This is a genomic window from Acidimicrobiia bacterium, from assembly GCA_040289475.1.
Classification (GTDB): Bacteria; Actinomycetota; Acidimicrobiia; order ATN3; family PSLF01; genus PSLF01.
Map to the genome: position 1 here is coordinate 12,827 of PSLF01000005.1, position 15,449 is coordinate 28,275.

Here is a 15,449-nt window from a genome sequence, read left to right on the forward strand (position 1 = left end):
TGCTGATGACTCCTAGCAGATCGAAGCGTTTTAGGAGGTGTCAGCATGGGCTATCTCTTATACGTCGCCGTCGGGGGTCTAGTCGGCTCTGTTTTGAGGTATCTCGTCAACCTAGCGGTGATGCGGGTTGGAGCCCTTGGCGGATTTCCTGTGGCGACCGCATGTGTCAACATCTTGGGCTGCATGGCGATCGGGGTGGCCTCTCACCTCGCTGCAAATGGGGGGATCCCCTCTCCGGCAGCGAGAACCTTCATATTCGCGGGCCTTTTAGGTGGTTTCACAACTTTCTCGGCATTCGCTAACGAGACAGGAATCCTTTTTAGCGATTCAGCTCCCTCTCTCGGGCTGTTGAACATTTTGGTAAACGTTGGAGGTGGGCTGAGTGCCGTGTGGATTGGAAGAGCTTTAGCTTCGATTTTTTTTGAATGAGACCATTTCTTAGTCTTGTTCGAATCGTTGTAGTGTCGGGAGGCAGTGTTGTGCCCAGGTTGGCTCGCTGGTGGTTCTGGGCCGTCATGCAAGCCGACCGGAGCTGCTTTTTCTTGCTGGCCCAACCCTTTGGGAGGTGATATGACGCCAGTAATCTACGAGCCTCTAGAAGTCGCTGCCGCTGCTTTGTTGGAGGAGAAAAGGGACCTAAGTTTCGACGAGGCGATGGCCGTAGCTGAGCTGCCCGACGAAGCGCTTCCGTCCATAGTTGCCCTCGCTCACGCGGTTCTCATGGATTCGTGTGGACCGGGCGTTGCGCTCGAGTCCATTATCTCGGCGAAGACAGGCGCATGCCCAGAAGACTGCACTTTTTGTTCGCAGAGCGCTCACTACAGTACTCCGATCAAGGTTCATCCGATGCTCGATGCTGACACACTGCTGGCTGCTGCTCTGGACTCTCAACGGTTGGGAGCGACTCACTTCTGCATTGTAGTTGCGGTGCGCGGCCCCGACAGGAGACTGTTCGACAAAGTTCTCGAGGCTGTAGCTAAGATAAGGTCCGAGACTTCGATTGAGTTGGCCTGTTCGTTAGGGATTCTCACACGCGATCAAGCCGTCTCTTTAGCCGAGGCGGGGGTTGCGACGTACAACCACAATCTGGAGACTGCTCGCTCGTTCTTTCCCAATATCTGCACGACGCACACGTACGAAGAGAGAGTTATGACATGTCTATATGCAAAAGAGGCGGGGATGGACTTGTGTTCAGGCGGGATTCTGGGCATGGGGGAAAGTCTTCGTCAACGAGTGGAGTTCGCATTCGAACTGCGGAACCTTGATCCAGTAGAAGTCCCTATCAATTTTTTGGATCCCAGACCGGGGACGCCCTTAGCTGGAATGCCGCTTGTGCGTCCTACGGACGCCGTGCGAGCCATTGCCCTCTTCAGACTTGTCATGCCAGAGGTTCTACTTAGGTATGCAGGCGGTAGGGAGGTCGTTTTGCGTGAGCTGCAAGCGTATGGGCTAGTAGCCGGAGTCAATGGACTTATCGTAGGAAACTATCTGACCACACTGGGGCGTCCTGCAAACGAAGACCTTCAGCTTCTCGAGGATTTGGGGAGGCCAGCAATTAGCCAGGATTCGATGTCCTCGCGCATCAAGTCGGAGAAGAACCGTAGGATGCGTCATTTGAGGGTGGAACCTCGAAAGGAGGATCTCGTGACGTCCGAAGGCGTAGTTCTTGTCGAGCCGGGAAGGCCGGTGCGCTACATTCCGCCGGGGATCCCTGCTTCGACCAGCCAAACGGAGAGGTAGCACACGATCTGTGATGAAACCTAACAGCCGCACTCAGCGGCTCCAGCATAGCGACAAGCGTTACTTGTGGCACCCCTTCACCCAGATGAAGGAGTGGCTCGAGAGCGAGCCTTTGGTCATCGAGTCCGCCGAAGGATGTCGTCTCCTAGATTCTGAGGGTAATTCATATCTCGACGGCGTCTCGTCGCTTTGGTGCAATGTCCATGGACACCGACATCCTCGGCTCGACGCAGCACTACTGGGGCAGGCTAACAAAGTTGCTCACTCCACACTCCTGGGACTTACCAACCCCCCGGCCATCGAGCTTGCGGAGAGGCTCGTTGAATTGGCCCCCGAGGGGTTGACTCGGGTTTTTTACTCGGAGAACGGTGCGTCTGCGGTTGAAGTAGCTCTGAAGATGGCTTTCCAGTACTGGCGCAATCTCGGCGAGAAACGACGATCCCGCTTCGTGGCACTGGAACTCGCCTACCACGGAGACACTCTCGGAGCTGTGAGTGTGGGGGGTATAGAGGAGTTTCACGCTATATACAAGCCTATGCTTTTCGAGGTGCTGAGAGCTCCGACGCCCTATGTTTACCGTTCGACCCTCGGCTCCGGCGATCCGGAAAGCTGCCGGGACGCGTGCCTTTCGAGACTGGAAGCGACTCTAGAGGCCCACCAAGAAGAAGTTGCCGCTGTCATAGTCGAGCCTTTGGTACAGGGGGCAGCAGGAATAGTCGTCCACCCCGATGGATTTCTTGCAGGCGTCAGGGACCTGTGTGACAGGTATGGAACCTTACTGATCTGCGACGAGGTCGCTACAGGCTTTGGAAAGACCGCTCGCATGTTCGCTTGCGAGCACGAGTCGGTCTCTCCTGACCTGATGGTTCTCGGCAAAGGGATAACTGGAGGATATCTTCCACTGTCGGCAACCATGTGTACCGAGGCGATATTCGAAGCGTTCCTCGGTCCCTACGAGGAGATGAAGACTTTCTTCCATGGGCACACCTACTCTGGAAATCCGTTGGCATGTGCGGTGGCTATTGCCAGTTTGGACGTGTTCGTAGAAGAACGAGTCTTGCAGTCCTTACCGGCAAAGGTGACAGCTCTCGCAGACAAGCTAGCCAGGTTCGATAGCCATCCCAATGTGGGAGACGTCCGGCAGAAAGGGCTCATGGCAGGTGTGGAACTGGTCAGAGATAAGCTCACCAAAGACCGCTTCGACATCTCGCAGCGGGTAGCGTGGCGGATCTCTATGGCGGCGAGAAAGCGCGGGGTCGTAGTAAGGCCCTTGGGAGACGTACTCGTTTTCATGCCGCCGCTCTGCATCTCAGAGCCAGAAATCTCCGAGCTTGTCGAAGCTGTGTATGATTCGCTCGAAGAGGTGCTCCCTGTATGACTTCTCTCGAGCGCACTAGCCCCACGGCGTGGATAGGCGCTGAACTAGCTTCGCTCAAGGAACAATCATTGCTTCGCGTATCGTACGAGATCGAGCACCGCTTTGGATGCGAGATCTCCTTGGGCGGAAGAAAGCTGTTGCTCGCCGCTTCCAATGACTACCTAGGGCTGTCAACCGATCCACGTGTGCGGGAGGCCGCAGCCGATGCAGCAAGGCGGTGGGGCGGTGGCTCGTCGGCATCCCCGCTGGTCTCTGGGTATAGCGAGCTGCAGAGCCAGTTAGAAAGTGAAATTGCATCCTTCAAGGGATGCGATGACTGTGTGGTCTTTTCCTCCGGATATCTGGCTAACATCGGTACCATTACAGCGCTCGTGGGCAAAGGAGACGTCGTCTTTTCGGATGAACTAAACCATGCCTCCATCATCGACGGCTGCCGGTTGTCCGGGGCGGAGATCCGGATTTTCCGCCACTCTGACCCAGAGAACCTTGACACTCTTGCGAAAAAGGGCGGCTATCGTCGAGGTCTGATCGTGACCGACGGGGTTTTTTCAATGGATGGCGACTTGGCGGATCTGCCGGCTATCACAGAGGTCGCCGAGCGCTATTCCCTCATGACAATGGTGGACGATGCCCATGGGACGGGTGTGGTGGGTCCGACGGGGAGAGGGACCGCGGAGGCGACGGGGCTCGAAGGCCAAATCGACATAGTCATGGGAACGTTGTCAAAAGCGCTCGGGTCCGCGGGCGGATTCGTATGCGGCTCGAGCGATATCGTGTCTTGGATTAGAAACCGTGCTCGCTCTTTCATCTTCGATACTGCTCCTGCCCCAGCAGCACTGGGAGCGGCTCGCGTCGCCCTTAGGATCGCAGAAGAAGAGGAGTGGCGCCGCGAGCGGCTGCGCAGCATGAGAGATGAGATCACACGCTCTCTTAGCGCCGAGGGCATCGAGCTACCAGCCTTGGCGGCTGCCATCGTTCCTCTCGTAATAGGCGATGCTGAACGTGCACTACGCGCGGCTGATTACCTCCGGGAGTTGGGAGTGTTCGCTCCTGCGATTCGTCCTCCTTCAGTTCCCGAAGGCACCTCTCGCATAAGACTTAGCCTTATGGCCACATTTGACAACTCCCATAGGGAACTGCTCGTTACGGCAGTAACAGAACTCGCACGAAGGTACATGACCGAGCCAGCGGCTCCCGTGTGTGGCGCTACCGGGCTCAAAGGAACCAATACATCTTGACCGACAAGCCTGCTTCTCCGGTGCTCAACGCTGGGAAGGCGATCTCAGAACCGGCGGTGTTCGTTACAGGAACAGACACGGGTGTGGGCAAGACAGTGGTCTCTGCAGTGCTCGCGGTCGCGGCTGCAGCGAGAGGTGCCCAAGCCGGTTATCTAAAACCTATCCAGACTGGAGTGATAGACCGCGCGGACGATAGTAGCTTCGGGCATCCAATTGAGGGCCTTGAGGGCTCTTATTCACAAAGCTCGGACGCTGCTTTCGTAGCCGCTGCTGCTAAGTCTGCGGGAGTGTATGTGGAGACTAGAACGACATTTTCCTTTCCTCTCCCAGCAGCACCATCTGTTGCCGCTCGTCAGGTTGGTAAAAACGTGGAGCTGAGCGAGGTTTTCAAAGACTTCGAGGAGCTGCAGCAGCGTTGTGACTTTGTTGTTGTAGAGGGGGCAGGAGGTCTGTTGGTACCGCTAGCGGACGGCTTTACAATGGCGGATCTTGCCTGTGAACTAGGTCTTGCGTGTCTAGTAGTTGCAAGGCCGGGTCTCGGTACTCTGAACCACACTCTATTGACGGTGGAAGCAGCACTTAGAAGAGGAGTATCGGTAGTAGGAATAGCGTTTTCCCGGGTACCTTCTAAGCCAAATATAGTGGAGCGAACCAACCTTGAGCTCGTTCCAAAGCTAACCGGGTTGGAGACCCTTCTTGTTGTTCCCGAGGACCCAGGACTGGATGTGGATTCCCCGCGTGTGGGCTCTGTTGTAGAGCTAGCGCGCCAGATGCCCAAAGGATTCAGCTCTCCCAAAAATGCCTGAAAGACTGAAAAGCCTTAGTGCATATGCGAGCGCTCGCTGAACACGTCGATACAGAAGCGGGGTAGAGTATACCCGTATCAGTCAAAAGTATTAGTTCCGGTGTCCCCCCCGGGGTCTTGGGAGGCTTGACAGGGTTGCGGCTGCGGCAGACTCGATCTGTCCTCAATCAGTCTTAGAGAGGAGGCAGACTACAATGAGCGACTCGGTTAAAGACGTCGAGTACCGATACACCGTTGTACAGGACGAGCCGGGAGAGGGACTTCGAGTGTTGGAGGCTTTGAGAAACGGTGGTGTCAACCTTTTGGCCGTGCTCGGATTTCCTCTTGGGGATGGTCGATCTCAGATTGATCTGGTTCCGGAAGACCCGGAAGCTCTAGTCGCCGTGGCTGAGCAAGCGGGAGTGCGTCTTAGCACGCCAAAAAAGGCAATTCTCATCCAAGGTGACGACAGAATCGGCGCAGCCGAGGAACATTTGCGTAAGCTAGCGGAGCACGAAATAAACGTGACGGCAGTGGCTGCTGTGGCGGCTGGCTCGGGCCGGTACGGCATGGTTCTGTGGGTCAAGCCAGAAGATTACGAGCGGGCCACCAGGGCACTGAGCGAATAGCCTACGCGTTTGAAGATCTCGAAGTTTGTTTCGACCTCTGTTTTAGATCTCAGGGATCGACTTGTTTTTTCATCTCCGGGTTTTGGAAAGCGGGGGTCATTTCTATAGAATGTCAACGTACTTTATTGTAGTTGGAGTGTCCGTGAATCACTCAGGCTTGACGAGTGTCGCTAGCTCAAACACACACACACGATCGAAAGGAAGAGATCCCATGCGCAGACTCTCAGCAGCATCACTGTTGATAGCAGTACTACTACTAGTGGGTTGTGGCGGACAAAAACCGCAAGCTTCACAAGGGACGACTCAAGGGGGAAGCGGGTCATCCATTACCGTTGAGGCCACGGAATTTGCTTTCAAGCCCAAAGAGATAAGCACGTCGGCCGGGACGAAGACGATCGTTCTCAGCAACAAAGGTTCGATAGAGCACGATCTCACGATAGATTCACTGAACGTACACCTACCGCACGCCAGCCCAAACTCTACCCAGACGACCACCGTCGATCTCAAGCCCGGCAAGTACGAGTTCTACTGCAGTGTCCCTGGGCACAAAGAGGCTGGCATGATCGGAACGCTCACAGTGAGCTAATGAAGTGGTCACGCTGCTGAGGTAAGGATCCCCAATTTACTTGGAGAGAGTGCCAGGCAGTTTGTGAGTTCTGGGGATTAGGAGGCAGCTATGGAACCGGAGGTGCGCACGGCAGGGTCGCTTCGGGCGGAGCGTTGGAGAGTACTCGTCCTTGTGTTGTTTCTAGCGCTTCTTCTCTCATCCTGTGCGCAAAAGGACCGGGTTGCTACTCCGATCCCGGATGTCACACCTGCAGCTACGATTGACCCGAACGCCAAACCCCCTGAGGGATGGAAGCCTTTCGACCCTAGGCTTCAGCCTTCTCCTGGCGGTAAAGAACATGTTTTGACGATAGAGGCATCCGAAGACGTAATTGAGGTCGCCCCGGGGGTCAAGCAAGAGATGTGGCTGTTCAACCACACATATCCTGGACCCGTTCTTAGGGGGAAGGTTGGTGATGTTTTTACGATAACGCTCGTGAACAAAGGTAAGCTAGGCCACTCAATCGATTTCCACGCCTCCAAGGTCGCTTGGGATGACGAGATGCGTACAATTCAGCCGGGCGAGAAACTTGTGTACCAATTCGAGGCGAAGCACGCTGGGGTGTTCATGTACCACTGCGGCACCCCCCCAGCTCTGCACCACATTGGGAATGGAATGCTCGGAGCGGTAATCATTGATCCTCCTGCTTTGCCCCCGGTGGACAAAGAGTTTGTCCTAGTTCAATCCGAACTGTATCTGGGTCCTCCGGGAATGCCTGGAAGCTACACGAAGATGCGTGACTTCAACTACGACACAGTGGTTTTCAACGGCTACTACAAGCAGTATCTTTTCTCGCCAATTCGCGTAGAGCCTGGGGAGCGGATACGAGTCTGGGTAGAAAACGCTGGACCTTCCGAGAACTCTTCTTTCCATATAGTCGGGACGATCTTTGACACTGTATTCAAGGAGGGATCGTATTTGCTTCAGCCGGGGCCAGCGAAAGGAGGGGCTCAGGCACTCGATCTTCAGCCTTCCCAGGGAGGGTTCGTCGAGTTTACTTTTGATGAACCCGGGCAGTATCTGATCGTGACCCACAAGTTTTCTAACGTAGACAAAGGTGCGGTCGGGGTATTCCAGGTTGGAGAACCTGGCGCTCCCAGAAAAGCTGCTCAGGTCGGTCAAGCCTGATAGCCTGCGGCGATTTAGACAGGCGGAGCTTAGAGAGGAACCACCCCAGGTCCGTCATGGGTCGCACGAGAGTCGGGCGTCATGGCTTCCATAATCAATTGGTCTAGCCGCTCGGACAGAAGCGATTCGTACCTCATCTTGACCAATGAGTGGGTCCAGGGGTGGGTGAAGATGTAAAACTTCTCCTCTCTTAGGGCGTCCACAACAATGGATGCCACTTTGCTTGCGTCCATTCCGGCTGCAATGACCTGCCTGGCAGAGTCCGACGAGGTCCACTTTGGGGACGCGCTGTGGGACAATTCCGGCGGTCGGTTCCGCTCCGATTCCGCGATGCGGGTGCGCACAAAGCCCGGGCAGAGGACCGAGACTCCTATGTCATGTCCGGCCATGCGGAGGTCGTAAAAAAGAGCTTCGGAAAGAGCCACGACTCCGAACTTAGAAGTCGAGTAGATTCCCAGCTGTGGCCCCGAGACAAGACCAGCCACCGAAGCCGTATTGAGGACATGACCTCGTTCCCCTTGCTCGATCATTCGCGGGACGAATGCTTTAACTCCGTGTATCACCCCCCACAAGTTCACGCCCAATATCCATTTCCAGTCTTCGAGAGTGCATGACCATAGGGCACACCCAGCACCAACCCCAGCGTTGTTGCACAGCAAGTTCACCGCTCCAAATCGGTCGTAAGCCAACTCTGCTAGTGCTTCGACATCTTCGTATCGAGAGACATCGGTCTTTTTGGCGACCACGCCGGCTCCCGCTTTCTCCAAGTCGGCTCGGGCTCTCTCAAGAGCTGGTTCTTCTATGTCGGCGAGCACGAGGCGCATTCCTTCCTCGCTGAATCTCTTAGCCAGCGCGAGCCCGATTCCAGAGGCAGCGCCCGTGATTACGGCTGTCTTTCCCGCGAATTCTTTCATTCGAGCATGCTCCTCAACTTATTCCACTACATAAGCGAAGCGTCGCTCCCCATCCACATGTGTCAGATAGGAGAGGTACTTTGCAGGCGGATGCGAGACGTAGGTGAAGAAACGCACGCCAAGAGAAACTTTGAAGGTGTCGCCGCTCACCTGCGTAGGAAGAAAGGCGGAGGTGGTTTGAACGGCTCGAATTCCTCCGCTGCTGTGGTCAGGGCGATCTCGTCTTCTTCGGATAAGTCGATGTCCGCCGCCTCAGCGTTTTTTTTCACTTGTGCCTCGCTAGATGCTCCCGGGATGGCAATTGTGTTGGGTTTTCTTACGAGCCATGCGAGAGCGATCTGAGAAGGCTCCGCGTTGTATTTTTTAGCGACCTCTCGAAGAAGGTCCAAAAAGGGAGCTGCCATTTCAAGGTTTTCCCTGCGAAACAGATAGTTCGTGCGCCTCACTGCGTTGGAGGGGAGACTGTCTTTGGTGTACCTGGCTGAAAGAAATCCTTTTGCCAGCGGAGAGTAGGCGAGAATCACCCGGTTGTTTTCCTTTGCAAAAGGCACGAGCTCCCGTAGGGGATCTCTAGCGACAAGGCTGAATTCGACTTGATTCGAGAAAACCGGTCTCCCTAAGGCTGCATCGGCTTCCTTCCATCGGGATAGGGAATAGTTAGAGACGCCTGCGTGCCGAACCTTACCCGACCCTAGCAAGCTCCTCATTCCTTGCATTGTGAGTCCTAGCGGTACCAACAAATTCGGCCAATGAAGCTGGTACAGGTCTATTGTTTCGACACCTAGCCTTCTGGCGCTGAGCCCTGCTCGGAACTGGACAATAGGGGGCACCGGCGCTATAGGAGCGAGCTTGGTGGCCACGAAAACTTTGTCTCTTATTCCTTGGATAGCCCTCCCTACTGCTCTCTCCGAACGACCCATGCCATAGATCTCCGCGGTGTCGATCACATTTATACCTGCGTCTACTGCGGCCTTTACGATTTTTGGAGCCTCTTCTTTGAGGTACCGAGAGCCGTACCCCCACTCCACTGAGCCGAATTGCCAGGTGCCTAGTCCTATTACTGAGAGTTTCTCGCCATCTACTTCTATGTACTTCATGAGGCCTCCTGGTTGTACTGTTTGGCGATGGCAACGTATTCATTCAAGGCTTCGGGATTGGCCATTGAGCCTCTGCTCGCAACTTCGTCTCGATCGACGCCGGCGAATATCTTTTTGACCGGAATTTCCATTTTCTTGCCGTTGATCGTCTTGGGAACCGATCTGACGCTAAAGATGCGGTCGGGGACGTGCCGAGGGGATAACTCGGTCTTTAGGGCCCCCGTGATTTTCTTCTGGAGTGCATTATCCAGCTTCGCACCTTCCGACAACACTACAAACAAAAGCAATGAGCCACCTCGCCCAGGCTTTCCTACGTCTATTACGAGGGAGTCTGCAACTTCCTCGAGTGCTTCTACCACCCTGTAAAACTCGGCTGTACCCATGCGGACACCCCCTCGGTTGAGCGTGGCGTCAGAGCGGCCGTAGATAACACAGGACCCTCGGGGGGTGATCTTTATCCAGTCGCCGTGGCGCCAAACCCCAGGGTATGTCGAGAAGTACGCCTCTCGATATCGCTGCATAGCAGGGTCGTTCCAAAAGAAGAGAGGCATAGAGGGCATAGGCTCGGTCACGACAAGTTCCCCCACCTCACTGATTAGCGGCTTGCCGTCCTCGCTGTAAGCTTCGACCTTAGCTCCCAAGAACCGACACTGAATCTCTCCCGCGTGTACCGGAAGGATTGGGCACGAGCCCACGAAGGCTGTACAGACATCGGTTCCACCAGAAATAGAGGCCACCAAAAGATCTCTACCGACGCTCTCATACAGCCAGGCGAATCCCTCGGGTGAGAGGGGGGCTCCGGTCGAGCCTATGGTGCGAAGCTTGGATAGATCGAATAGTGAAGCAGGACTCGACCCGTCTTTCATGCACGCGTGGATGTAGGGGCCAGAAACCCCGAAGCACTCTATCTCTGCTAGCTCTGCTAGCTTCCATAATGCTCCTGCGTCGGGCCAGAAAGGGCTGCCATCGTAGGTGACGATGGTAGCGCCGATAAGCAATGCCGAGACTAAAAAGTTCCACATCATCCAGCCTGTGCTCGTGTACCAAAAGAAACGACTTCCCTCTTTGAGATCCATGTGAAGAGAGAGGGCCTTTAGGTGTTCTAGCACTATGCCCCCGTGGCCGTGCACGATTGGCTTTGGCAGGCCGGTAGTGCCCGACGAGTACAAGATCCAAAGAGGTTGGTCGAACGGTACTTCAGTCACCTCGAGGGTGGCAGCTTCTCTTGAGCTCTCGGCTCTGTACTGCTGCCACGAGACAAGGCGAACCTGTTTTTCGTCGAGTACAGATTGCAACCTGCTCGCCGCTGAGGAGATCGACCCGTCCTCTTCGTCCGCCAACACCACGGCTTTTAGCGTTGGAAGGCCTTTTACGATCTCGGCTAGCGCATCGCAGCGGTCGTGAATCTTTCCCCCATACCGATATCGTGTCGATGCTACGAGAACGACCGGCTCAATCTGCCCGAACCTGTCCAGAACCGCTCTCGTACCGAACTCTGGCGCACAAGATGACCACACCAATCCCTTTGCTGCTGTTGCCAAGAAAGCGTAAACAGTTTCTGGAACGTTCGGAAGGTACGCAGCGACACGGTCACCGAGTCCTACGTTCAACTCGTCTAAGAGCAACTGGAACAGAGCTGCTTGTCTGCAAACTTCGGTGTAAGTAATCTCGCGGAGCGGCTCGCCTTCTCTCGCAGCGACGATAGCAACGCGATTGGGAGCGCTAGCTTTTTCAAAGAACGATGCATAGTTGAGGCGTGCTCCCTCGAACCAGCGGGTTCCTGGCATTTCTCTCGAGGCAAGAACTTGTCCCTCGAAGCGTTCGGGCCACACTTCGAAATAATCGGCGATGCAACGCCAAAAGTCCTCGAGCTCCTTTACACTCCATGACCACATATTCGCATAACTATCGAAATCGAGCCCCCGACGCTCTCTCAGCCAATCGCGGAATTTGGAAATGTTGGAGTTGGATACCCTCTCGGGGGAGGGATTCCAGAGGAGATCTCCTTCATTTATGCTTTTCATTGCCATGTCCTAGAACATCTCGATGCCGCTTTCTATGTGGCACGTGCTAAGCACCGCAATGCTGTGCGGCGGTAGAAGCCGGCTGGGAGGGACACTCCGTCACCTCCTTACTTACTATCGCAAAAATCGCTAGGACCATCCTTTACGAGGCTATCGCTTAGACAGAGGAGATTTCTTTTCTGCTGCTATCGTTGGTTCCCGCCTAGCGTCTTATAGTTTGAAGCCTACGGTACTGAGATGTATATGTCGGACACGCTGGGAGAGTCATGATTCGCAGAATGCACAGTACAGACAGGTATCCCCCCGGCAGGATGATGTCGTGGGAGCTTTCCTCTGATAAGAAGGCTTTGCGAGTACGGTTTGAAGCTGCAACGGTGGAGATCACCGTCGATCGCCACAGTACGGTCAGACTTCGGGCATCAGGAGGCGTAGATCTGGGTCCAGATCTCGGTACAGCAATCTGCAGGAACCCTTTGAACACCGTGCCTCTCCGGGTCCAAGAGCTAGAAGGAAAATGCACGCTCGTCGTTGCGCCATTTAGAAACAGATCTGACAAGCGATCTATGGGGAGCTCCCTTATCGTAGTGGTCGATGGCGCAAGGGGCCGTATAGAAGCACGTCTCGACGGCTCGAATCAAAAGCGCATATCCGCCGGGTCTCTCGGGCGGATATGGGGCCTAGACCTGCTCGAGTTTTCGAGCGGTGGAGCTGCTAGCGCTGCTGTCGTCACCGACATCTATTCTCGCTATTGGGGGTTCGGCGAGAAAACCGGACCCCTCGACAAGCGGGGCCAGTTTTACACCATGCGCACCCGAGACATGCCCGTCACTAAGAACCTCGATCCTTTGTACGCTGCAATTCCTTTTTTCATGTGGTCTCGTCCAGCCTGGCAAATATTCGAGAGTAGGACGAAAAAAGGACCCGCAGCTAACGGTTGGGAGCTCCCGCGTATAACACTAGGCTGTCTACTCGAGTGCTTCGCACCTTCCACGTTCGACATATCCCGTGCTTACGAGGATCGGGTAGTTATCAGCACAGCTTACTGGGGACTGGATCTCACCTTTTTTATGGGCCCTAGCCCAAAAGAGGTCTTAAATCGCTACCTAGCAAGAACGGGACTTCCTCCAATGCCCCCACTCTGGGCTTTGGGATATCACCAGTCGAGGTGGTCGTATGAAAACGAGGCAGAAGTTTTGAGGGTCGCCCAGGAGTTTGCGAACAGAGGAATTCCACTCGACGTTATCCACTTGGACATCGACTACATGGACAACTACAAGGTCTTCACGTGGAACAAGCGAAGCTTCCCAAACCCTAACAATATGGCTAGACGTCTAGGGGAGATGGGGATCCGCTTAGTTGCCATAGTCGATCCCGGGGTAAAGGTAGAGAAGGGATACGACGTCTTCGATGAAGGTAGGCGTCGCGGCGTGTTTTGCAGGCGCGACGACGGCGAGTTGTTCACGATGTGGGTATGGCCCCGCAAGGCCGCATTCGTCGACTTCAACGACGAGGAGGGCCGGTCCTTTTGGGGAGGACTCCACGAGCGTCTGTTCAACTCTGGAATCTCGGGTATCTGGAACGACATGAATGAGCCAGCAGGATGGCGCCTGGATGCGAGAATTTCCAAGCTGATTCTCCCACTTGTACCACAAGACACTTCCCGAATGCGCCAGGCTGATCCGACTGATCCCGACGGGAAGGTAATAGAGCATGAGGCCGTCCGCAATATCTATGCATATCAAGAGTGCCGAGCACTGGCTGAGCACATCGAGAAGTCTAGGCCTGGTCAGAGACACTTCATCTTGACACGGTCCGGTTACGCCGGTATTCAGCGGTTTGCTGCAATGTGGACAGGAGACACTGCTTCAATGTGGGATCACCTCTCTCTTTCGGTACGGATGCTTTTGGGTCTTTCGATGTCAGGGGTTGGCTTTTGCGGGGCCGACATAGGGGGTTTTCTGGGCCGTCCTAGCAAAGAGCTGTTCGCTCGTTGGATACAGGTGGGATCGGTGTACCCCTTTTCGAGAACTCACTCTCAAGGAATCTGGGGACGCCAAGAGCCTTACTCGTTCGGGCCAGATGTCGAGAGGATATCCAAAGATTACATTTCGATGCGCATGCGGCTGCTAGCGTACATCTACGGGCTGTTCGCTGAGTACTCGCGCGAGGGAGTTCCGCCTTGGCGAGCCGTGTTCGTTGAGTTTCCGGAGGCGGCCGAGGCCTACGAGATCGAAGACCAAATCATGCTTGGACGGACTCTTTTGGTGGCGCCAGTGACTTCGAAGAGAAGTCGTTCCCGTACCGTGTATTTTCCCCCGGGTGAATGGATTGCGCTTGGAAGCGATTTGATGCCGTGGGGAGCCGACCGCTACCTGGGAGCTTCCAGGTACTCGGTAAGAGCTCCGCTCGAGTGGATGCCGGTTTTTATCCGGGCGGGCTGCGTGCTCCCAGTTCTATGGCCTGCCAAATCGACCGTTGAGATCCTCGGCGAAAACGATCAGGTGGCAGGAGTTACTGAGAGAGAGCTGGTGATGAAAACCTTCTGTTTTTCCTCGCGCTACTTTGCTGGCGTAGGCGAGTCCGAAGTAGCCAAAGAGGTTTCCCAGTACTACGAGGACGACTTCATGTCTACTGACTATCGAGACGGCATGTACGCCCTATACCCAATACGTTTTGAACAGCGTCAACTCGCAAAGGATCGGATGGCTCTGTCAATAGTTGTAAGCGAAAAACAGGGTACTTACGCACCTAGGATTGCCCCGCTCGTATGGGAAATATGGTGCCCACCTTTTTTTGAGCCCTCTTCAGTGAGGATCGACGGGGAAGATGTCGAGTGGACCTACAGACTCCCGTCAACGGCCGTACTCCTAAGAACCGAAGGCCCGATAAGGCCGTGCAATATAGAGGTGATATTCACTCCCCGGCGAGCTCTCTAAGTCGTTGAATCCTCTTTTCGATTGGGGGATGCGTAGAAAAGAGGGCAGCGAATCCTTCACCTGCCAAAGGACTAACGGTATAGAGGTGGGCCTTGGACGGGGGAACATCTTCGGGCATAACGTGGGCTCCTGCATCGAGTTTTTGGAGAGCGGAAGCAAGAGCTAAAGGATCTCCGGTTATCTCTGCTCCAGATGCATCTGCTTGGTACTCTCGGGCTCTAGAAATGGCGAGCTGAATGAGCACTGCTGCAATAGGGGCAAGGATAATCATCAAAAGGGAAGCAAGGGGGTTCCGGTCTTCGTCGTCAGAGCTGCCGAATATAAGGGCGAATTGGGCTATGTTTGCTATCCAGGTGATGATGCCCGCAACGGCAGCCGCAATAGTACCAATTAGGATGTCCCTGTTCTTCACGTGGGACAACTCGTGAGCTAAAACGCCTTCCAACTCTCTTTCGTCGAGGATTTGTAGCAACCCTTCGTTAACCGCCACGACCGCACTTCTCGGACCTCGCCCTGTGGCAAAAGCGTTGGGAGTCGGAGAGGGCACGATATATAGCTTGGGTTCGGGAATTCCGGCTTGGCGAGCTAGCCGGCGAACTATCTCATAGAGGCCGCGATCTCTGATTGGGTCGGCCTGGTAAGCTCCGGTGCCAGCCAGGGCAAGTTTGTCGGAAAACCAGTAAGCCCCAAGATTGGTTAGGAGCCCCACAAAGACGAGAAGTGTCATTATTCGCGTTCCGCCTAGCGCGTTGCCGACAAATGCTAAGAAGGCAATGAGAGCTGCCATCAGCGCAGCTGTTTTGACGGCGTTCTTGGCGGTAGTCAGGAAGTATCGACTTTCCACGATTTGGGTAGTTTTTGCCATTCGCCACTTCCTCCTCTTCTAGAGGTAGGACCACTTAATATCACCGAGAACTATCGCACAACATTCCGTATAAAGAGGCGGGATCCCCGCTAGCACATGTCGGCATGTC

The 15,449-nt window shown here is 54.9% G+C and carries 13 protein-coding genes; 9 read left to right on the plus strand and 4 right to left on the minus strand.

The window, feature by feature from the left end:
- Window positions 1–45: 45 nt before the first annotated feature.
- The 8 genes from crcB to C4318_03875 all read left to right on the plus strand — a co-directional run bounded on the left by crcB (window position 46) and on the right by C4318_03875 (window position 7,504).
- Entirely contained in the window at window positions 46–429 is a 384-nt protein-coding gene (gene crcB / locus C4318_03840) for a fluoride efflux transporter CrcB (GenBank protein ID MER3454273.1), read from the plus strand.
- 141 nt (window positions 430–570) lie between these two features.
- Complete coding sequence (bioB, locus tag C4318_03845; GenBank protein MER3454274.1) at window positions 571–1,740, plus strand: biotin synthase BioB; 1,170 nt, start codon at window positions 571–573, stop codon at window positions 1,738–1,740.
- Between the two features lie 13 nt (window positions 1,741–1,753).
- Window positions 1,754–3,118, plus strand: coding sequence for an adenosylmethionine--8-amino-7-oxononanoate transaminase (gene bioA, locus C4318_03850; protein MER3454275.1), 1,365 nt, complete (start codon window positions 1,754–1,756; stop codon window positions 3,116–3,118).
- On the plus strand, window positions 3,115–4,356 hold the full coding sequence (bioF, locus tag C4318_03855; GenBank protein MER3454276.1) for an 8-amino-7-oxononanoate synthase: 1,242 nt from the start codon (window positions 3,115–3,117) through the stop codon (window positions 4,354–4,356). The genes bioA and bioF overlap by 4 nt, the downstream gene beginning before the upstream one ends.
- Window positions 4,317–5,162, plus strand: coding sequence for a dethiobiotin synthase (gene bioD / locus C4318_03860; GenBank protein MER3454277.1), 846 nt, complete (start codon window positions 4,317–4,319; stop codon window positions 5,160–5,162). The genes bioF and bioD overlap by 40 nt, the downstream gene beginning before the upstream one ends.
- A 193-nt stretch (window positions 5,163–5,355) precedes the next feature.
- Window positions 5,356–5,769 carry a hypothetical protein gene (locus C4318_03865; GenBank protein ID MER3454278.1) on the plus strand — a complete coding sequence of 138 codons (414 nt, stop codon included), beginning with the start codon at window positions 5,356–5,358 and terminating at the stop codon, window positions 5,767–5,769.
- Between the two features lie 109 nt (window positions 5,770–5,878).
- Window positions 5,879–6,355 carry a hypothetical protein gene (locus C4318_03870; GenBank protein ID MER3454279.1) on the plus strand — a complete coding sequence of 159 codons (477 nt, stop codon included), beginning with the start codon at window positions 5,879–5,881 and terminating at the stop codon, window positions 6,353–6,355.
- Window positions 6,356–6,445: 90 nt separating this feature from the next.
- On the plus strand, window positions 6,446–7,504 hold the full coding sequence (locus C4318_03875) for a hypothetical protein (protein MER3454280.1): 1,059 nt from the start codon (window positions 6,446–6,448) through the stop codon (window positions 7,502–7,504).
- 29 nt (window positions 7,505–7,533) lie between these two features.
- Here C4318_03875 and C4318_03880 read toward each other — a convergent pair whose 3' ends face one another.
- From C4318_03880 to C4318_03890, 3 genes are all read right to left on the minus strand, one after another.
- Window positions 7,534–8,418 carry a 3-oxoacyl-ACP reductase gene (locus C4318_03880; GenBank protein ID MER3454281.1) on the minus strand — a complete coding sequence of 295 codons (885 nt, stop codon included), beginning with the start codon at window positions 8,416–8,418 and terminating at the stop codon, window positions 7,534–7,536.
- A 146-nt stretch (window positions 8,419–8,564) separates the two neighbouring features.
- Entirely contained in the window at window positions 8,565–9,515 is a 951-nt protein-coding gene (locus tag C4318_03885; protein ID MER3454282.1) for an oxidoreductase, read from the minus strand.
- Window positions 9,512–11,539: an acetoacetate--CoA ligase gene (locus C4318_03890; protein MER3454283.1), complete on the minus strand. Its 2,028-nt coding sequence runs from the start codon at window positions 11,537–11,539 to the stop codon at window positions 9,512–9,514. The genes C4318_03885 and C4318_03890 overlap by 4 nt, the downstream gene beginning before the upstream one ends.
- A gap of 266 nt (window positions 11,540–11,805) precedes the next feature.
- Here C4318_03890 and C4318_03895 point away from each other — a divergent pair, with 266 nt between their 5' ends.
- Complete coding sequence (locus C4318_03895) at window positions 11,806–14,475, plus strand: hypothetical protein (GenBank protein MER3454284.1); 2,670 nt, start codon at window positions 11,806–11,808, stop codon at window positions 14,473–14,475.
- Here the strand turns inward: C4318_03895 and C4318_03900 are convergent.
- A complete protein-coding gene (locus C4318_03900; GenBank protein MER3454285.1) occupies window positions 14,453–15,340 on the minus strand; it encodes a protease HtpX in 888 nt (295 codons plus the stop codon). The genes C4318_03895 and C4318_03900 overlap by 23 nt on opposite strands.
- Window positions 15,341–15,449 lie beyond the last annotated feature (109 nt).